The 21,116-nt window shown below is 42.9% G+C and carries 14 protein-coding genes; 9 read left to right on the forward strand and 5 right to left on the reverse strand.

Features of this window, described 5'->3' with window-relative positions:
• The first annotated feature begins 282 nt into the window (after positions 1–282).
• From J2W55_RS04655 to J2W55_RS04680, 6 genes are read left to right on the forward strand one after another with little or no spacing between them, the layout of a single operon-like run.
• Entirely contained in the window at positions 283–1,119 is an 837-nt protein-coding gene (locus J2W55_RS04655; RefSeq protein WP_310092494.1) for an ATP-binding cassette domain-containing protein, read from the forward strand.
• 4 nt (positions 1,120–1,123) lie between these two features.
• The gene (locus tag J2W55_RS04660; protein WP_310092496.1) at positions 1,124–1,915 is read left to right on the forward strand and encodes a hypothetical protein; all 792 of its coding nucleotides are present in this window, start codon (positions 1,124–1,126) and stop codon (positions 1,913–1,915) included.
• Positions 1,916–1,926: 11 nt separating this feature from the next.
• Entirely contained in the window at positions 1,927–2,328 is a 402-nt protein-coding gene (locus J2W55_RS04665) for a GntR family transcriptional regulator (RefSeq protein ID WP_310092498.1), read from the forward strand.
• Positions 2,312–3,046 (forward strand): hypothetical protein, encoded by a 735-nt coding sequence (locus J2W55_RS04670; RefSeq protein WP_310092500.1) that lies wholly within the window; start codon positions 2,312–2,314, stop codon positions 3,044–3,046. Before J2W55_RS04665 ends, J2W55_RS04670 begins: the two co-directional genes overlap by 17 nt.
• Positions 3,047–3,065: 19 nt before the next feature.
• Positions 3,066–3,953: an ABC transporter ATP-binding protein gene (locus tag J2W55_RS04675; RefSeq protein WP_310092502.1), complete on the forward strand. Its 888-nt coding sequence runs from the start codon at positions 3,066–3,068 to the stop codon at positions 3,951–3,953.
• A gap of 12 nt (positions 3,954–3,965) precedes the next feature.
• The gene (locus tag J2W55_RS04680) at positions 3,966–7,601 is read left to right on the forward strand and encodes an ABC transporter permease/M1 family aminopeptidase (protein WP_310092504.1); all 3,636 of its coding nucleotides are present in this window, start codon (positions 3,966–3,968) and stop codon (positions 7,599–7,601) included.
• Positions 7,602–7,649: 48 nt separating this feature from the next.
• Here J2W55_RS04680 and J2W55_RS04685 read toward each other — a convergent pair whose 3' ends face one another.
• From J2W55_RS04685 to J2W55_RS04700, 4 genes are read right to left on the reverse strand one after another with little or no spacing between them, the layout of a single operon-like run.
• A complete protein-coding gene (locus tag J2W55_RS04685; protein WP_310092506.1) occupies positions 7,650–8,309 on the reverse strand; it encodes a response regulator in 660 nt (219 codons plus the stop codon).
• A 3-nt stretch (positions 8,310–8,312) separates the two neighbouring features.
• Positions 8,313–9,107, reverse strand: a complete 795-nt coding sequence (locus J2W55_RS04690) for a sensor histidine kinase (protein WP_310092508.1) — start codon at positions 9,105–9,107, stop codon at positions 8,313–8,315.
• A complete protein-coding gene (locus tag J2W55_RS04695; RefSeq protein ID WP_310092510.1) occupies positions 9,065–9,733 on the reverse strand; it encodes a hypothetical protein in 669 nt (222 codons plus the stop codon). The genes J2W55_RS04690 and J2W55_RS04695 overlap by 43 nt, the downstream gene beginning before the upstream one ends.
• A gap of 6 nt (positions 9,734–9,739) precedes the next feature.
• Positions 9,740–10,342 (reverse strand): hypothetical protein, encoded by a 603-nt coding sequence (locus tag J2W55_RS04700; RefSeq protein ID WP_310092512.1) that lies wholly within the window; start codon positions 10,340–10,342, stop codon positions 9,740–9,742.
• A gap of 181 nt (positions 10,343–10,523) precedes the next feature.
• On the opposite strand from J2W55_RS04700, the gene J2W55_RS04705 reads away from it, so the two are divergent.
• Both J2W55_RS04705 and J2W55_RS04710 read left to right on the forward strand, forming a co-directional pair.
• Positions 10,524–11,147, forward strand: a complete 624-nt coding sequence (locus tag J2W55_RS04705; protein WP_310092514.1) for a Vps62-related protein — start codon at positions 10,524–10,526, stop codon at positions 11,145–11,147.
• 102 nt (positions 11,148–11,249) lie between these two features.
• Positions 11,250–17,561 carry an FG-GAP-like repeat-containing protein gene (locus J2W55_RS04710; RefSeq protein WP_310092516.1) on the forward strand — a complete coding sequence of 2,104 codons (6,312 nt, stop codon included), beginning with the start codon at positions 11,250–11,252 and terminating at the stop codon, positions 17,559–17,561.
• Positions 17,562–17,642: 81 nt separating this feature from the next.
• Here the strand turns inward: J2W55_RS04710 and J2W55_RS04715 are convergent, their stop codons facing one another.
• Positions 17,643–17,813: a hypothetical protein gene (locus tag J2W55_RS04715; RefSeq protein WP_310092518.1), complete on the reverse strand. Its 171-nt coding sequence runs from the start codon at positions 17,811–17,813 to the stop codon at positions 17,643–17,645.
• Between the two features lie 208 nt (positions 17,814–18,021).
• Here J2W55_RS04715 and J2W55_RS04720 point away from each other — a divergent pair, with 208 nt between their 5' ends.
• Positions 18,022–20,976 (forward strand): endopygalactorunase, encoded by a 2,955-nt coding sequence (locus J2W55_RS04720; protein ID WP_310092521.1) that lies wholly within the window; start codon positions 18,022–18,024, stop codon positions 20,974–20,976.
• The last annotated feature ends 140 nt before the right edge of the window (positions 20,977–21,116 follow it).

The raw sequence follows: 21,116 nt of genomic DNA on the forward strand, positions 1-21,116 counted from the left end.
TTACCATTGGCATCGTACCGGTAAACCTGGTTAATAACACAATTAATGCCTTAAATTAGCGCTCCGGCAATTGAGGTCCCAATTAAGGCAAACACAAATTCTGGTCGGCTACCTGTCTCTCTGGTTATCAGCTGTAACCTAAAAAAAGATAAAAATCATACTCAATGTTGTAAATATAAACGGAGGTCCACTATCTAATTATATTTTTCAAATCATTAGGAAATATCAAAAATTGCTTGTTGATTTGTGGTGTATTAGATAACTAATACACTGATACTCGATATGATAGAAATTAGCGATCTCAGTTTTGGCTACAATAAGCAACCTTTGCTTTTTAATAACCTGAACCTGCAATTGGAGCAAGGCCATATTTATGGCTTACTCGGTAAAAACGGGGCGGGAAAATCAACTCTGTTAAAAAATATGGCAGGATTGGCTTACCCCAAAAAGGGGAAGTGCTTGCTTAACGGCAACAGCGTTTCGGGCAGGTCTGTTTCGATATTGGAAGAAATCTATTTTTTAGCCGAAGATGTTTATGTGCCCTCCTTTACTCCGGCGAAGTTTGTGGCAAATACCGCTGGGTTTTACCCTAAATTCAGTAAATCTGATTTTTATACCTACCTCAAAGCATTGGATGTTGATGAGAACGCTGTGATGGACAAACAGTCCTTTGGGCAGCAAAAGAAGGCCATGATTGCTTTTGGGCTTGCCACTAACACCAGCTTGCTTATTATGGATGAACCTACCAACGGATTAGACATTCCATCAAAAGTACAATTCAGAAAGCTGATTGCCTCGGTGCTAACCGATGAACGCTGTATCGTAATATCAACTCACCAGGTCCGTGACCTGGATAGCCTGATTGACACCCTGTTGATTTTACACGAAAAGGAAATTTTAGTTAACCGACCTATGGACGAGGTAGTTGAAAAACTAACGTTTGGCTTTTACGCCGACACAGAAGGGTTGAAGCCTTTATATGAAGAAAAAGATATGCGCGGTACCAATGCGATTTTAGAAAACACTACAGGTCGGTTTAGTAAAGTTGACCTTGAGTTGTTATTTAACGCAATAATTTGCGGCAACAAAAAAATAGTTGAATTATTAAAAGCACCGTAAACCTATGTCAAATTTTTTTAGTCCGGCCCGGTTCAGCAGGCTTTTTATAAAGCATAGCCAGGAGCATTACGCCAGGTATCTGATGTCTATGGTGGTATTGGTAGGTGTGATGGTGATGGGGGGTAGCTTTTTGATATATATGATTAATACCTCGCTTGATCCTGTGTTCCAGATGCTATTATATGCCTGGTTACTTTTGCTTGGGGGCACTATTTTCACAAGTACAATATTTGCAGAGTACGGCAACAGTAAAAAAGTTATAACAAAATTATCATTACCGGCCAGCCATTTCGAAAAATATTTGGTAGCCTGGTTATATTCTTTCGTGATTTTATTCATTATGGTCACCGTTAGCTTCTATGGCGTAATGGCGTTCCTGATCAATGTAAAGCATTTTCCACAGCAACGACCTGAACTATTTAATCTTTTGCAAAGGCCGGGTGCCCTCCAATTTCCAATAATATTTATAGTACTGGTACTATACTCGCTTTTGCATTCCATTATTTTTTACGGTGCTATCCATTTTAAAAGTCTCCACTTTATAAAAACCGCTTTTTTATTTTTTATAGCGATTGCTGTAATGATGTGCGGCAACAAGCTTTTGTATGATCTATTGTTCAAAAAAGACACGATTGCAGGTTTGCCTTTTACAAACGTAGCTTATTTGGAAAAGGGGCGCGTAGTAGTAATTAACCTTGCGGATAACAAGGAGTTTTACTCGTTGATCATGTATATGGTATTAGCGGTTATGTTTTGGATAGCAGCGTATTTTAGATTGAAAGAAAAGCAGGCATAATTTAATAATGCATGGATTTTAAAGAAAACGAACCAATATATCTGCAGATTGCCGGGTCGGTGAGCGAAAACATATTGACAGGTAAATGGCCGGCAGGTGAAAAGATCACCTCTATCCGCGATTTAGCAATTGAACTTGAAGTTAACCCTAACACGGTTAATCGCGCGTATGAACTTTTGCAAAATCAGGAGGTGATCATTAATAAACGCGGCATGGGGCTTTTTGTGGCCGCAGATGGCGCAGCAAAAATAAAAGCCATCCGCAGGGAACGCTTTATGCAGCAGGAGCTTCCTGAGTTTTTCAGGAATATCTTGCTGCTCGATATTGAGTTGAACGATCTGCAATCTGTTTATCAACAGTACAAAAAAGAAAATAAAACAAAAAAAGATGCTGGCCATGAAAACGAGCAATAAAATTTTATTAGCCATTTTACTTACACTGGTTATTTCAAATATCGTGTATGCTATAGCCATGAAAAGGGAATATCTAACCGGTCATTACAAAAATCCTTATTTTGATTTTACCACCCTGCATTATCACAATTTTAATGAAGTAACCATCAACCCGTCAGAAAACGTTAATGTAAAACTGGTACAGGGGCCGTTTAAAGTGATGGTCCGTAATATCAGAGAAGACTATTTGGTATTTAAGCAAACCGGCGGCAACCTACAGGTTGATTTGAACTGGGGATACGCACGTTTTAATACCGGCGATATGTATATGGTCATCATATCGTGCCCCAACCTTAAAGCAGTACACACAAATGCAATCTATACCTTAAATAAAGTCGGCTACACAGATACAGCTGCCTTTGATGGCTGGTCGGCTCACCATGTAATGATTGACGGCTTTAAACAGGATAGCTTAATCATTACCCAACAATGGGGGAGCCAGGTAGTGCTGGCAAACAATACGCTTAATTATTTAAGCGCCGCAACCAGCATTAATGAGCATAGCGTATCTAAACTAACTGTACTTAAAACCAATAATATCCAGCACAGTAATTTTGATATCCGTAACAAAGGGCAGCTCATTTTAGGCGATGCAAAAATTACTGATCTGCATTATCAGTTAGCAGATAGTGCCCTGCTGATCATGAATGGAGCCGCCATCAGGTCAATAAAAAAATAAACAGCTTAACCCAATCCTTATGGAATTACAGATCAATTCACTTTCCAAAACATACTCCAATGGCGTACATGCGCTCAAGGATGTATCGCTTACGCTCAATAATGGCATGTTTGGTCTTTTAGGGCCAAACGGTGCAGGAAAATCATCGTTAATGCGCACCATAGCAACGCTACAGGAGGCCGATGCGGGCAGCATTTTTTTAGATGGCCTTGACGTACTTAAAAACAAAACCGAAGTACGGCAATTGTTGGGTTACCTGCCGCAGGAGTTTGGTGTTTATCCCAAAATAAGTGCAGAGCGCATGCTTGACCATATTGCTCAATTAAAAGGCGTAGGCAATAATGCGGAACGAAAAGAGTTGGTTGCGGCCCTGCTTGATAATGTGAACCTCGGCAAGGATAAAAAGAAAAATCTTGGCACCTATTCGGGTGGAATGAAACAGCGTTTCGGCATAGCGCAGGCACTGATCGGTGATCCCAAACTCATTATAGTCGATGAACCTACTGCCGGTCTTGATCCGGCAGAACGTAACCGCTTTTATAACCTGTTGAGCCAGCTCGGGGAAAATACCATTGTGATCCTCTCAACCCATATCGTGGAGGATGTAAGCACACTTTGTTCCAACTTTGCCATTATTTGCCAGGGGAAGGTATTGTATGCAGGCGAACCGGATATCGCGGTTAATGAAATGGAAGGCCGGATTTTCAGCAAGGCCATAGATAAAGCCGAGCTGAGTTTTTACCAGGATGACTTTTCTGTGATCTCCACCCAATTAAAAACGGGCAAACTGCATATCCGTATCCTATCAGAAACGGACCCTGGTAAAGGATTTGCTCCGGCTGTGCCCAACCTGGAGGATGTTTATTTCAGCAACATTGCTACCCGCGTAGATGTAAATACCATTTAAACCCTTACCATTATGTTTTGGAAAATATTTGCTTTTGAGATGCAGAACCGCCTCAGAAGGCCCCTGGTGTACGTTTATTTTTTTGCTGCCCTTATCTTTATAACCCTCTCTTTTGCAACGGGTTCATTGCCTGTGGGTGAAAAAGAACATATTAATAGCCCTATGCTGATCGCTTTCTCTATGGGATGGATCAGCATTTTCATGATGCTGGTAACCTCAGGCATTATGGGCATGCCTTTGTATAAAGACATTGAACACAATACAAAGGATTACTACCTGACATACCCTATTACCAAAGCTGGGTATTTCTGGGGCCGCTATTTCAGCTCGCTGACATTTGTATTAATTATAGGTAGTGCGGTAATGATGGGTGTGTTTTTAGGTACAAAACTTGGACCGCTCATGCATTGGAAAGATGCCAGCAATTACGGACCCAATAACTTTATGTATTACTGGCAGCCGTTTTTATTGATAGCCATGCCCAACCTCATTTTTACCTCATCGTTATTTTATGGTTTGGTTGCCATCACCCGCAACATTAAGGTGATCTATAGCGGCGGCATCATCCTGTTTTTGGGTTATATGATAGCCACATTCTTTTTGCAGCGTACCAATAACCAATTTGTGATTAACCTGGCCGATCCTTTCGCTTTTATTGGTATCAGGTCGCAGAAGCAAATAGCTACTGCCGCTATGCAAAATACCAATATGATTGAGTTTGCCGGCCCCTTATTACTTAACCGGATCCTGTGGCCTGGGATAGGTTTGCTTATATTATTATTTACTTACATCCGCTTTAATTTTGAAGATTTTTTTAGCGGCAAACGCGATAAAAAGGTGATCAAAGATGAGGTGGTGAACCGCGGTGCGATACGTCCTAAAGTAGCCACCTCATTTAGCGGCAGCTATAACTATAAAACCCTGGTAAGCCTTACCAAAACTGAGCTGCTCAATATCATACGCGACAATTATTTTTGGATCATTATTATTTGCGGGCTTCTTTTTTTAGGATTTGCATTTTCGATGGGCAACAGCTTTTACCGTATTCCCGATTTCCCGCGGACGGTTGAATTGCTGGATATCTTTAATGAAGTTTTCCTTTTCTTTATTTTTTTCATCATTATTTTTTATACGGGCGAAACTATGCACCGCGACCGCATAACCCGCTACGCTTTCATCAACGATTCGTTACCGGCACCAAACTGGGTTTTAAACGGATCGAGGCTGCTAAGTTTAATGGTGCTGGGCCTGGGTTTATCATTAGTGCCCATGTTTTTGGGGTTGGGGGTTCAAATAGCCAAAGGCTTTACGCAGTTTAACTTCCCAGTTTACCTGCTGTCGGTTTTCGGGCTGATACTGCCGCGATTCCTGGAAATGGTAGTGTTTTCATACATGATACATGTAGTAGTAAATAACAAATTTGCAGCGCATGGTATCGGCATTACCATTTGGGTGGCCTTGTATTTTTTACATACTACATCCATTTTTGATTACAACCTGTTATTATATTCTTACACACCCGGCTATCGCATTTCAGATATGGATGGCATTGGCCACATGGCAGGCCCCGTGGCCTGGTTTAACGTGTATTGGATGGTAACGGCCGGCCTTTTAGTTATTGTAGCCGCGCTGTTTTATTACCGTGGGGTTTCTTCAACTTTTAAAGAAAGGTGGCAGTTGGTTGCGGGCAGGTTTAATGGGCCAACCCGCCTGATCACTATTGTATTGGCAGTTGGCTTTTTATCACTATCATCATTTATCTACTATAACGTTAGTTATTTGAACAGTTATCTCACCAAATCAGAAAACGATGAGCGGGCGGTATTATATGAACGAACGCTCAAATCCTATCAAAATCTGCCTTTACCCAGCGTAACATCGGTAAAGCTGAATGTAGATATATACCCCGAAAAACAACAATCTACTACACATGGATATTTTACACTGGTTAATAAATCTCCAAAGATCATCAGCCAGATACTAATGGATGGCGATGGCATTCCCGAATACGGTTTAAAAATAGGAGGGCAATCAATTCCGTTTACCACACCACTCATCTACAACCAGGGCAAATTTAACTGGTTCAGGCCTGAAAAAGACACTTCTGACTTCAGATTGTATAAATTGCGGAAACCGCTGAATACTGGAGATTCAGTTATAGTAGAGTTAAACTCGGCTGTTTATTACCATGGTTTTAGTAATGACCTGTACAGCGCAGATATACTTAGCAATGGCACATTTTTTAAAGGTGGTATACCGGGTATAGGATATGATGAAGATGATGAACTGAGCAGTCCTTATGAACGTAACCTTTACGGCTTGCCAACCAAAAAAGAAGACGTGTTTGAACAAAACGATCCCAGGGGTATCAATACTTTAAGGGCTGGTAAAAGTGCCGGGGTACAAAGTTTTGATATCACCATAAGTACAACGGCCGGGCAAACCGCCATTGCAAATGGCAGCTTGCGGAAGCAATGGACAAGCAATGGCCGCAACTATTTTCACTATGTGCAAAATAAGCCAGGCATGTATCCTGCATTTGGCATTTTAAGCGCAAAGTACGCCCTGCTACATAACGTAATTAAATTAGATAGCGGCCGTCATGTTAACGCCGAAGTATATTATAATCCGCAACATGCGGCAAACATTAATAGGTATAGCGATGCCATTAAAGATGGCATAAAATACTTTTCGGCCATGTACGGCAACTATCCTTATAATGATATGCATATAGTTGAAACCGGTGTTTACGGACCACAGTCAGCCTCATTATCAACCTTGGATACCTATTCCGAGAATAATGGATGGACGGCCGATTTTAGTAAGTCAGGCTTGTTCGATTTTTGTTATTACGCCGCCATCAGGCAGGTATCACAGCAATGGTGGCGTTACCAGGTATCGCCTAACAATACCATCGGATCGTTCGTAATTCCTGAAGGTCTGGCTTTGTACGATGCCTATGTTATGGTAGAAAAAAAATATGGTAAAGATAATATTCACGATGTTTTAGAGGATGAAATGTGGCGGTACCTCTATTTTCATAGCAGGGGCAGCGAACCCGAACATACTTTGCTTAGGGCTAACGAATGGCACCAATACCAGGGAAAAGCCGCCAATGTTTTATACGGTTTAAGAGATCTTATCGGCGAGCAGAATATGAATGCAGCTTTGCGTGAGTTTAAAGACGCCTATATGCTAAAAAAAGAGCCTCCATATCCCGGTAATAACGATTTGTATCGCTATTTGAAAAAGCACACGCCAGATTCATTGCAATATTATTTGACCGATACATGGGAAAAGATCACTTTTTATGATAACCATGTGGTTGAAACCAACGCTACCTCTATTGGTAATGGTCAATTCAAGGTAACACTTAAAGTAAGTACAGGTAAAATTTATATAAACAATAAAGGTATTGACGAGCCAGTTGCTATGAACGATTACATTGACATCGGTATTTTTGGAGCCGATACCCAAAACAGTAACGGTCAAAACAGGGTAAACCCTTTATACTTCAAAAAACATAAGCTCACTGCTGGCCAACATACCTTCACCATTATCGTTAAAGGCAAACCTGAAAGTGCTGGGATAGATCCTTATAATAAACTAATTGATCGCGTACCCAGGGATAATATTAAAGCGCTGTGATTTCGAAACAGAGGGTGAGACCGGGTTGGGTAAACAACTATTAGGTAATTAAACCTTAATGAGCTTATTCTTTATAGCAAACAGCACCAACCCTGTACGCGATTTAAGCTCAAGCTTTTGAAAAAGTGTTTCTCGGTAATTGTCAATTGTGTGCGGACTTAAGTTCATAACACCGGCAATCTCCTTATAGGTAAGCTCAGAACAGCATAATTCCAAAAATTTCAATTCCCGGTCTGATAGTTGATTTATTTCTCTCTTTGTCTCCAACTGGTCGTCCTGAACAGATCTGATTAGTTTACCCGATACAAGGTTGTTTAAATAGAATCCGTGATTAACAACGGTTTGAATGGCTATTACCAGATCGGCCGTTTTCGATTCTTTAAGTAAATAACCACTTGCCCCGCTTTTGATCATCCCAATGATAGGGGCATCCTCCTCAAACATGCTTAAAGCCAGAACTTTTATCTGAGGGTAATTTTTTTTAAGCCACTGGGTCGATTCGTACCCGTTCATAACCGGCATGGTAATATCCATTAATATCACCTCAGGTAAGGCATCCGGAGCCAGTTTATTTATCATTTCTTCGCCATTGGCTGCATCAAACATCACCTCAATTTCATTCAGTTCCGAAAGCAGACTTGCTACCCCGTTACGGAATAGGGTATGATCATCAACAATGGCAATAGGGATAATTTTATCCTGCTGCATATCTTATATTTTTTTAGGTATTCTTATAATAACTTCGGTACCTTTTCCCGGTATAGAGGTATACGTGGCCTTGCCGCCAAGTATGGCGGCTCTTCTTTGTATGGTATGCAAACCCATACCATTGGTCTCCTTCATTTTTTCATCAATAATAAACCCCTGCCCGTTATCTGCTATAATTAACTGGGTACCCTCTTCAGATTGCTCCAGGTCAACACTTATTGTTGTAGCTTTTGCATGCTTTATTACATTATTTATAATTTCCTGAAACAGCCTGAATAATATGATGTCATTCTCTGTTTGCCTGGGATCTGCCTCATAGTTGTCATTTTTAAAATTGATCTGGTATATCTCGGTTTTATTTAACCATTCCAGTTCAAATCCAATAGCGGTTTTCAATCCTTTGCTTATAAGCTCTTTGCCGTACAATAACCGTGTAAGCTGCCGCAGTTCCTTAATGCAACGGCTTGTAAGTTGTTCAGCTCTTTCTATTTTCTCCAATGCCTTAGCGGTATTGCTGATATTTATAGATGTTAAGGTTATGGTTGTGAGGCTAAGCAACTGCCCGATGTTATCATGCAGTTCTGATGCTACATTTTGCAACGTTTGCTCCTGAACCTCCATTTGCGTCTTGAGTAATTCGTTTTCAAAACTTTGCCTTAGGCCTTCCTTTTCTTCGGCGTGGGCCCGCTTTTTACGATTGTATGAAATAACATATAATATCAAAAACAGCGGCGCTATCAAAAATATAACCGAAGTTAATCCGACGAGGGAGTATATGTCCGTTGAAGATATCTGCATATAAAAGCGTATGACCAAAAACTGTATAAAATGATATTTAATATGCTATAAACAACATATCTGATGGAGTTACCGAATAATATATGAGTATCCTTAATAAGATAATTAAAAAATATATTACACGCCGTGCTGCCAAAATAAAAAAACAAGGTGCCGTTAACCCACCAAAACGGCGCGTAGGTGCTTAACCGCATATATTTTTCGTCCATAAGCATGAGGTAATAAAAATATAATGCAGCAAGTACAAACACTATTGACATTACCGATGCCGTATAAAATAAAAACTGCCCCATGTGATTTATAATGAGTTCGGTAATGTACATAGCCATAAAAATAACCAGCCACGTAATTAAGTACGGAAATACATTTTTATAGGCCTTAAAAAGGTAATAAAAGAAAAACGTGACCGTGCCGCACTCAGCCAGCAGTGAAAGGTTATAAACCGGATAATTATGAAGGTGCAGCCCCACCCGCATATAAATGCCAGCTACTTCGGTACCACAGTTTAAAAGCATGTAAAAAATGAGTAGTCTCCATACCGGGTTTTTGTCTTTCGCTAAAAAAAACAAGCTCGCGATAAGGCATACAAATTCCGCTATCGTGTTAATTGTGAAGTAGCTGGCCATATAATTTTAGTTATCCAGTAAAGTAGCACCAATATCCTTGCAGTTTGCCGGTGGCGGGCATAATTCACCGCGGTTTTCAGGTACTGTCATTACTATAAACCCATGCCCCCTGGGGTTAGAGGTAACGGAATTGGTATAGTAATCTACATGGTTGCCATTAATGTATTGCGTTGAAACCATAATCAATGTATTATAGCCCCAATATGCCCGCTCTGGTTGGTGGGGTTGTTTATTGCCGATGTACTCTTTATCATATGTCGACAAATAAAATCTTATTCCGTCGCCATGTTCTTTTTCAATCTGATCAGCAAGTGCTCTCAACCTTTGGGCGCTAAACCATATACAGCGCGTATCGGGTAAAGTATCAGTTGCTAATTTGCTTGAACCATCAGTGGTTATTTTCCTTACAACTCCGGCACGCGGCGCATAATTTTGAACATATTTTTTTGCTACTTTATAGCTAAGCAAATCAGAATCAGGTATGGCTGATGTCATTTCGCTTTTTGGAGTCTCTCTTTGCGTACAAGCGCTCATAAATAAAATAACAAATGTAGCGGCGCATAAAATGTGCTTCGTTTTTTTCTCAAAGGTTAATAATAGGTTTTTCATAATAATTAATTGATTTAAAGCCAAATTGCTTATTTATTTTTTAAAAACCTATTGGGAAATTACCTTTTTTTAAGCTGAAAAAGACCATATAAAAAAGCTGTTTTCACCCTGTAAAATAATCCGGGTAGCTCAGAGATTTGTTTTCGTAAAAATTAATATTTAACCTTTAAGAAACAAAAGTATGAGCACACTCACTATTCCGACCGTACTACGGTCAGCAGCAAAAGGCACAGCGAAAACAGCAGAAATGGGCGAACCATCATTGTATGTAAGCTATACCAGTAACTACAACTTTATATACAATGATCAGGGATCGGGGGCCGATGGGGACGTTGGTATCTGGAGACCATCGCCTACCGACAACAATTATTTTATTGTGGGCGATTACGCGCAGGGCAATTACGGAGCACCTTCCGGTTCGTCCCTTATTGTAACTGCAGTAAATGACGATCCGGACTATCCGTTACTAAAAGCTCCTATCCGTTACGACCAGATATGGAATGACAAAGGGAGCGGCGGCGATTATGATGGTTCTATCTGGCGCCCTGTAGCACCTGATGGCTATGTGGTATTAGGCTGCGTTGCCGCGCTCGGCTACGATGCGCCTTCCATACCCAACTATCGTTGCATACGTAAAGACATGGTAACCGACGCGGCCGTTGGTTCACTCATCTGGAGCGACAAAGGATCAGGTGCAGATAATGACGTATCATTATGGCAGGTTCAGGGCGTTACCGGCGCTTTTGTGGCCCAGGGAAATTACAATCCGTATACCGGTCCTTGCTTTAAGCTGGCAACTATCTAAACCTTACACCTAAACCTTACACCAAAGTGTTAAACCGGCAGCAACGCACAAGTGTACTGCCGGTTTCTTGTTTAATTACAAATCCTTTAAAAATCGTCTATCATGGCTACCCTAAAACAATACAGTACCGCCAATGCGGTTACTGACACTAATACTATACCCGCGGTTGGTATTAAATCCGCAAATTTTCAAGTAGATGGCAGCGGACAAGCCAGTTATGTTATTCCTGTTGAAGTGCCTCCCGGAATAGCAGGACTGCAACCTAAGCTGGAAATCAATTATAATCACCGGCAACCAAACGGCATTCTGGGTGTTGGCTGGAGCCTTACGGGTTTGTCGGCTATTAGCCGTACCAAAGCAAATTATGCCATTGATAATTTTAACGGAGCAGTATCATATGATAGTTTTGATCGCTATGCGCTTGATGGGCAGCGCCTTATTAATATTGATGGTGAATATGGCGAAGCCGGAACGCTTTATTACACCGAGCTGCAAAGCTGGCGCTACGTCAAAGCCGGCGCTGCAGCCGATGACGGTTTTACAGTCACTACAAAAAATGGAGAAAAATGGTGTTATGGAACAACTGATGACAGCCGCATCCTTGCTGCCGGAACCAGCGATATAAGGGTATGGGCCCTGCACTCCATTACCGACAGGAATGGCAATTCCATTATTTATACGTACACACAATCGCCCAGACTTGCCAGTGGCCAAAACGGCGCGGCAGATGAGGGCGCCTACTATATTGACAGTATAAGCTATACTTTAAGAGACGGCCTGGATGCTAACCGGTTTGTAAATTTTGTTTACGAACAACGCCCGGATGTTATTAGTAGTTTTGTAGGTGGTTATCCGGTTCCGTTAAGCTACAGGTTAATAACCCTGTCAACCGCGTTAGCTGGCTCGGTACCAGTAAAATCCTTCACATTTAATTACACCACGAGCGCAAGTACCGGTTTAAGTTGTATAACCAGCATAACCGAGTGCGGCAGCGATGAAGTTACCCAATTGCAGCCTACCGTTATTACGTGGCAGGAGCAGGATAGCCCGGGGTTTGATATCAATGACGCATCGGTACTGGATCAGCACCTTAACGCCATCGGGATTGAAACAATGGACGTAAACGGCGATGGCTGTACAGATGTTGTACAACTATGGCTGGATCATGATGGCGCCATCAATGCCTCCACCTATCTGGCAACACCGGCAAACGGCGGTACACAATACGTACTTAGCAAAAACAGTTATCTCGGCGTTTTTCCGGCTAACAGGCAAATTTTCCCTGCCGACCTCACCGGCGATGGCCGCTCAGACCTGCTTATCGCTTACGCTTCGGGTTCAACCAGTAATCTTAAGTTAGCCGCCTTCCTTTCAGACGGCTCCGGCTTTGTGGCGCAGGATGTTTTTGATACAGGCGATACCTGGAGCTCAAAACACCTGAACTTTTTCCCCATGGATGTTAACGGCGATGGCCGTACTGACCTGGTAGAAATATACGCCCATTATGACCCTTCCAGCGGCGGCGATCTGTTATATTTCAGAAGCTATTTATCTTTATTAGGCACCGGCTCCGGTCCGGCATTTACCGGCGGTATTGTTACCGAAACCACAGACCCAGCTTATCCAACACATGAACTCGCCTTTTGGCCTTTGGATGTAAACGGCGATGGTATGGTAGATCTGGTTCGTATCTGGCAAAATGGTTCCAATGATCACGTAATAGCCACTTCGTACATCAGTGTAAGTAAGGCTATTGATAATGTTTCGTTTTCTAAAACGCAAAAGAGTGATCTTGGCGTACTAAACTTCGCCAATCAGATAGCGTTTTTCCCGGTTGACGTTAATGGCGACGGCGTGGTAGATATGCTGCAGATCTGGAAAGAATCGGCAGGGGGCAAAACCACATTGCACTTCACCACATTCCTATGCAACGCGGGCGGCGGCTTTATAACCGGGCCCGACTCGGCATTTGACGGTCAAACCATTGATCCCGAAAATTATTTCTCACTCAACATTACCGGCGGCGGCTTATCCAATATCATCAATAAATGGGTATCAGGCACGGAGTTGTATTTTACGGTATATACAGCTTCGCCCTCAGGCACATATAGCTTAACTGGCGATATTCATGCCGGACAGGCAGGCTCGGCCATCAACATGGCTAAATTTTATGGCGGCGATGTAAATGGTGATGGTAAAGCCGACTTTATACGCATGTCGCTCGATCAAAATCAACAGATAAACATTGTCCCCTACGTAAGTACCGGTCTTTACCCGGATTTGGTAACTAATATTGTAAATCCCCTGGGCGGCGAAACCAGCATCAGCTATGCTCCGCTAACAAACAATACCGTGTATACCTCCAATGCTGATACCAGTTTTCCGCAAGGCCCGGGGCTGCGCTATCCTCATCCTATTACACCGGCGCAGTTCCCCGTGCAGGCTGTAATTGGCCAGTCTATGTATGTGGTTAGCAGTTATACGCAAACCGCCCATAGCGATATTAACCGGTTCACTTATCAAAACCAGTATAATATAACGTACGCGGATGCTTCTATCAATTTACTTGGGCGTGGTTTTGAAGGTTTTAAAACCATAAGCACCCTAAACATTGCTAACGGCTGCAATACTGTTCAAACCTATAATCTTGATTTTCCGCTAACCGGCACTATTGCCGAAAACCGTGTTGACGCCGATAGTTTACTGATGGCACTTACTACTACCACCTATGAGTCATTTGTACGGGCCACGGGCGTTAACCCCAATCAGCAGGTGGTTGAGGTGCTAAAAACCGCCACCTTAAATGCACAATATGATTATGGCGAGCAGAACCTGGATTATGCCATAAAAGAGACTTTTGAGTACGATGATTATGGCAACCTTATCAAAGATTCCTATCTGGGCAATGTTGATCCTGCCACCGGAAAATCGCTAAGCAGCTCAGATGTGGTTTATCATTATAAGCTTTTTGAAAATAATTTACTGGCCGATGGCTGGGTGCTGGGGTTGCCTTTATACGCCAAAGACTCGGCAAATGACAACGATCCTGATATTACCCAATTTAATGCAGGTGACTTTCATCTCGAAAAATCAACTTATACCAATGATACCTATAACGAGGCGTCAAACGGTAAATGGGACAACATAAACAATTGTTATTTGACCACTACCTACGAGTATGACGAGTATGGTAACCGCAAAAGCCAAACCTTGCCGGGTGGGGCTACTACTACTTATGAGTATGAGCCCGGTTATCATACCTATCCCATGCAAACCACGCTGCCTCCCAATGCCGATGGTGTATCGCTGGTTACGTATTATGGTTACGATCCCCGCTTTGGTGCTGAAATTGCTAAAAAGGATGTAAACGGTTTTATATCAATAAACTCATTGGATAGTTTTGGTCGTACGCAATACATCCAGGGGCCGGTTCCGCAAATTAACAACGCAGCCAGCGATCCCAACGAGCTTACCCCACTGGTAACCGGCAACACACAAATAAAACAGGATTTTCTGGATGCCAAAGTAGTAACCTTACAAACCATAACTTTTGAAAGTGACGGCTCGGGAGGTTTATTTAAGCAACTCAACTCGCTGCAAAGCTTCCCTACAGATACCGGTCGTGTTTTTGTATGGTATAAAACGTATGTGGACGGCCTGGGGCGTGAAAGGCAAACCATTCAGCAAACCGGTCAATCGTTGGGCAATATAGTGGTACTTACTGATTATGATTCGGGTGATAAACCTGTTCAAAAGAGCCTGCCATTTTTATCAACGGAATCCGTTTTGCCTCAAACCTCAAATTATATAATTTATACTTATGATGTTCTGGAGCGCATACTTTCGCAAACGCAGCCGGCCGGCGAAAAAGATAAAGGAACGTCTGTTACCACCTGGGTCTACAGCAGCGGCGGATTAGTAACCCAAACAAGCGCCTCTGGCAGCGACAGCAGCTATGTCCAGGCTTTTGTGCACCATACTTATGCCGGTAAGGATAAAGTGATCAAAAATACAGTGACTACCGATGATAATGCCATTACTACCTATAATTACGATGCGGTGGCCCGCCTTTATAAAACCACCGACCCAGCTACAGCTTCAAACCCCGACGGGGTGAGCAATTACATTACTTATGATTCGATAGACCGCCAGCTCACGCTTGATAACCCAGACCAGAATACCACCGGCAACGCTGATATAAAAGCGCTGAGTTATCAGTATGATGCCAGCACCGGCTTGCTCAGTAATCAAACAGATGCAGCCCTGGCAACAACTTCTTATGAATATGATAAGCTGGGCCGCGTGCTTAAAACAACATTCAGCGATAGCCGGGTGATCAACTATGCATATGATGATGCATCGGTAAACGGAAACGGCCGGCTTACCAAAGTGAGCTTATTAGCTGTAGATAAAACAATTGAGTCGCAGTATGAATTTACTTATGACGCTTATGGTAACACCAACCAGGTTGCCCTAAGCATACAAGGCGAAAATGATCCGTTTGTTATCACTAAAATATTTAATCCGCAAAAGCAGGTAATAAGCACCGTTTATCCCGATTCGTCAGAACTTAGCCGCATTTTTGATTTTGGTTACCTGGTAAGCCAGTCATTAGATGGTGCAAGGGTTGATTATTCACTTGATGATTATACCCCTTCGGGCAAAGCCGGGCAGATGATATTTGGCCGCGGAATACTGCCTGCTGATGGCATCATTACCAATTATACCTATAATGTATCGGATCAGCTGTATCACGAAAGCTTAACCGGTAATGCCGGAGATCTTTTAAAATTTAGTTACCAATACGATGCCCTTGGCCAATTACTGCAAGTAACTGATGACCTGGCAGGCAATAACAACCAGGTATTTACCTATCTTAATAAAAGACTGGCATCGGCCATAATCCCCGGATTTGATAACGGCGCGTATGGTTATGATCAATCCGGTAATATTATGAACAAGGACGGTTGCGATTATACCTACCAGGCCCATTTTGCCAAAAGCATCACAAAAAATGGTACGGAAGTATTTTCTGCAGTGCCCGATGCCTGCGGCCGCACGCAAACCCGTGTCTCGGGTGGCGCTACGCTTAACTTTAGTTATGATAGCTTAGGCTGTTTAAATAAGGTAACCGATGATCAGCAAAACATGGTACTGGAAGTTTCATCAGATTACAGTGGTAAGCGACTAAAGGAAACTCAATCCGATGGTTCCGTTACCTTGTATATTGATGCCGCTTACCAGGTAAAGCTATCAGGCAGCGAAACAACCATTACCAAATATCTGCAGGATGGGCAGGGCAGCGTAGCATTGGTAAGCACTATATCAACCGACAAAACCATAAGCTATTTCCGCAGGAATAATAAGGGCAGTATCACCCATACTTTTGACAGTACGGGTGCGATAGCTACTATTATTCAGTATGATGGATATGGCTTATCAAAACTGATTAAAGGCCCCGACGATTTACAGCTCAAATACGAACAGCGGCAATGGAATGAAAAAACCAGTCTCTACTATTTCGGCGCCCGTTATTACGACCCGGTTACCGGACGCTTTTTAACTCCCGACAGCGGTTTAGGCGCCAAAGATCACTTAATGGCCGACGTACAAAACAGGTATGCCTTTGAGCTTAACAACCCGGTGAATAATATTGATACTTCGGGCAACAATGCATCCTGGATAGCCGGGCTTATAATTGGCATAGCGTTAATTGTGGTTGGTGTTGCCTTAATGGTTTTTACAGGGGGGGTATCAGCGCCGCTAATTGCATTGGGATTATCAGAAACAGTAGCCGGTATTGCTTCGGGGGCCATATTGGGCGCGGTTGTAGGTGCAGGCATCAATGCCAGCATATATTCGGCAACCCATAAAAACGACGATAAGTTTTGGGGCGGTTATTTTGCCAGCGCAGCCATCGGGGCAGCCGTCGGCTTTGTTAGCGGAGGGGCATTCTCAGGTATTGGCGCTGCTGTTGAAACCGCCTCGTTTGGTATTCGGGCAGGAGCATACGTAATCGGCGGCTCGTTAGTTACTTCGGGCAGCGACGCGTTGAACCAGTTTACAAATAATGCTATAGATAAAAATATAGTGGGCAAAGATGTAAGTTTAGGTGATGGCGTTGGCCGGGCAGCTATTACGGGGGCCATATTTGGAGCCGTAGCCGGGTTCGCGCAGGCATCGGCTGAGGCAAAATTCCTAAAATCGCGTTATGTGATGGATGGCGAAAACTTGAGCGCGGAACCTTTGGAGCTCAAAACGATAGCCGCCAATGACCCCTCAGCTTCGTTATTGCCTAAACCATACTCCACCATTAAGTATGTGGAAAATACTATAAAGACCAGGGCTATAATGGTAACGATGAACACGGCATCGGCCATTACTGATGCCAGTTTGGAGGCAGCGGGTTTGTGATGATCCCGTTAAACGCGGTTAGCTGACAACTAACCGCGTTTAAATTTTAATAATGAAGCCGGGTTAATGAAGCTGCAGCATTTAAGCTTCTGTGTCAGTATGATCATTGTCATGATCTTTATGTTTCATTTCAGATTGGATTATCTCATTCTCGTAGGCTTTTTCATCTTTACGGTTTTTTTTAACCAGCCAGATCACTAACGCCGCTATCAGCACTAAAAACAAGCCAATCCACCAATAATTGATTTCCATATCGCCAGTTTACGGGTTTATATAAATGTAAATAATTAAACCGTCACCAAGGTTAAGCCTAAATTAAATCTGAGGGCTTAATACTAAATGTCAAAATAGATGAGTAGATAGCTAATCTGTTGTATGTTAAGCGCTCTGATTTGGCATTTATTTGTATAAGCCCATGTTCCGGTTCATACATAAAGGGCGTGCTAATTATTAAACCACAATGAATAAGTTATCAGCATTAAAGTTTATTGCCCTTTTGTGTTTTACTATATCTGTAATGGCAGCACAAAGTCAAACCAAGCCATTTGGAGCGGCCATCACTTTTAGTAAGAACGCTAAAAATATTGCCCGTATAGCCAACGACTCTTTAGTACTTATTAAAGGCACTACTTACCGGTTTACCGTTGATACCCCCGAAGATAAAGGTTTGATCTCTACCGGCATCGCGATAAATGATCTGGCATCTCAGCTGATCGCTGCCAACGGGGCCGCGCTCAAATACCTGGTTACTGATAAGACCGGCGTTACAAAAACTGAAGGTGAGATTAATACAGGCGACCGCCTTAAAGTAATGTCACCTGATGGGGCTCCTAAAATCTACCATATTTCAGTTGAGCAGATGGCGCTTAGCGGTTGTTTAAGCCTTGTGCAAGCGAAGCTTACAGCAAATACGATCCACAACCTGACAATCAATTTTACTGCCGGGCAGCGCAGCCCTGATGCCACCGTAAAAATTTATGTTCCGGCTGGTATCAATGTCACTATGGAAAATACCACGGTGAATGTTATCGGTAGGGGCGATGTAAAACTAAGCGGACTTGCAAAACAATCTATCGGTCGTACCGGCACAAAATATTCTTATTCCAGGGTTGGCAATGCAGCCATCAGCGGATCGGCCACCACGGGCTCGGTCATCATATTGAGGCATCTTGATCTCAGGCCGGCAAACGGTGCCGATCTTGAAATAACCATCGGCGGTGTAAACCTTAAAAAAGCGGGAAAATACCTGTTCAAGGCAACATATACCACCTCAAAGCCACAAATATTGACAAGTCCGGGCACTGGTGCCGAAACAGCGACACTCATCGCGACGCGAACTGTTTTGGATCTGGTCAGGGTGCCTGATACGGCTATGCAGTACAGGGAAACCCCCGTTATGTATACCAAAACAAGCTTTAAATGGGGATCGGGAGGTAATGCCACAGGTATACAGTTACAGCAATCTGTTGATAAGGGCAAAACGTGGTCGGCAGCCGCGGCCAAAGTTGATCTGAAAACAGCTACCGCTTCAGTTTCCGGGCTAATTCCTCATAATCTTTACCTGTTCAGGCTTAAAATTGGCAATGGCGCGCAAAAAGGTTTTTCAAATGTAGTTTCCTTTTATTCGGGCAAAATGGATATCAGGGAGTTTGGTATCACCGGTAACGGTACCGATGATACGGAGGGAATAAACCGGGCCATTGCACATATTCATGAACTGGGTGGCGGTACACTACTGTTTACCAAAGGTATTTACCCGGTACGTACGGTTCATTTAATGAGCAATGTGTTCCTGTACCTCGAAAAAGACGCGGTAATTAAAGGGCTAAAAGGCGGTGACGAGCCCGAAGCTACCTGGTTTAGCGACCGTAAATACCGTTCAGGACTTTCGCCTACGGATGCGGGCCCTTATGCCGATCCTGAAAATTATATGACCAAGCAGGATGTGGGCCATCATTATTTTAAAAACGCCATGTTTGCCGGTGAACGGCTGGACAATGTTAAAATAATAGGCAGCGGACAAATAACCGGCGATGGCAGTTTGGTCAATGGCGATAAGGTAATGAACAATGCACCGGGTAACCGCTGCGATAAGATGTTTTCTCTTAAACTTTGCACCCGTATTGAAATAGGCGGTATTTATCACCCTGAAGACCTGTGGTATGATGAAACCAAAGACGAACCCTATTACATAGGTAAGAACGGTGAAAAAATATTCGACAGCGATCATATGTTAAAGCTTGATCGCTCCGGGCACTTTGCCCTGCTGGCCACAGGTACAGATGGTATTAATATACATGATACCTACATCAGTAAAAACAACCAAACCAATGTGCGCGATGTGTATGATTTTATGGAGTGCAATAAGGTAACAGTTACCAATATATTTTCAAGGGTTAGCTCAGACGATGTGGTAAAACCCGGCTCTGATTGTTCGCTGGGGTTCACCAGGCCTGCAAGTAATTATATGGTGCGTAATATTATTGGCGATACCAATTGCAACCTTATCCAGATAGGATCAGAAACTGCGGATGATATTACCGATGTGTATGTAGATAATATTTATGTGCTGGGTGCAAACAAAGCCGGATTTTCTATCTCAACCAATGATGGCGCGCATGTAAGGGGTATCTACCTCAACAGCGGCCGCACGGGTCCAATCCGCGAGCGATCAAGAATGTACAGGGCAACTTCGCCATTTTTTATTTCTATCTCTAATCGTGGCCGTGTTATAGGCGCCGAGGCAGGACGGTACGTATTTACCGAAAATGGCAAAAAGCATGATGAGCTGCTGATTAAAAACGTAAATATAGGCGAAGTGGAAAACATAAGCCTGAAAGGTTTAGATGTATTTGAGGTGTATGGCGGCAGCTCATACAACGGCAAAAGATGGAAACCCTATGATGGCACCCAGCGAAAAGCAACACCTATTATTGCCGGTTACAAGCTGCCCGATGCTGCCGATGTTGCAGGTGGCCTTGATTTTAAACTGCCTAATGGCGAGCATACAGGCTATATTAAAAACGTAATGTTTGATGATGTGCATTTCCTGGTAAAAGGCGGCAACCCGCTTGCTGATACGGCAAACGTACCGCCCGAACTTGGCGTTGGCCAGTACAACGTAGCAGACCTGAAAGTACAGCCCTCATATGGCCTGTGGGCTCGTCATGTAAACGGGCTTACGGTAAACAATTGCACCTTTAATTATGAGAAAAGGGACAGTAGGTACGCCCTGTTTCTGGATGATGTGACCGGTGCTAAAATAAATGCTGTTAAAGCTGTGCGCGCGCAGGATAATCCTCAAATGATAGGTTTTAAAAGCTCCCGGGATGTGCAGGTACTAAACTCCGTTTGGTACAATGATACCTGGGGCAATAAACCTGCAGCATTAATATTCAGCGGCAAAGAAAATTAAATTCAATACCGCTGCTCAAAACGCCTGTAAATAAAATTTACGGGCGTTTTGTTTTAGTGCCTGTTTCCTATTAACCGGGTTTGCCTGGGGCATCAGCCAAATGACAAGGGGAAATATGCACAATTGTAAAATGAGATTAG

This window comes from Mucilaginibacter pocheonensis, assembly GCF_031456535.1.
Taxonomy (GTDB): domain Bacteria; phylum Bacteroidota; class Bacteroidia; order Sphingobacteriales; family Sphingobacteriaceae; genus Mucilaginibacter; species Mucilaginibacter pocheonensis.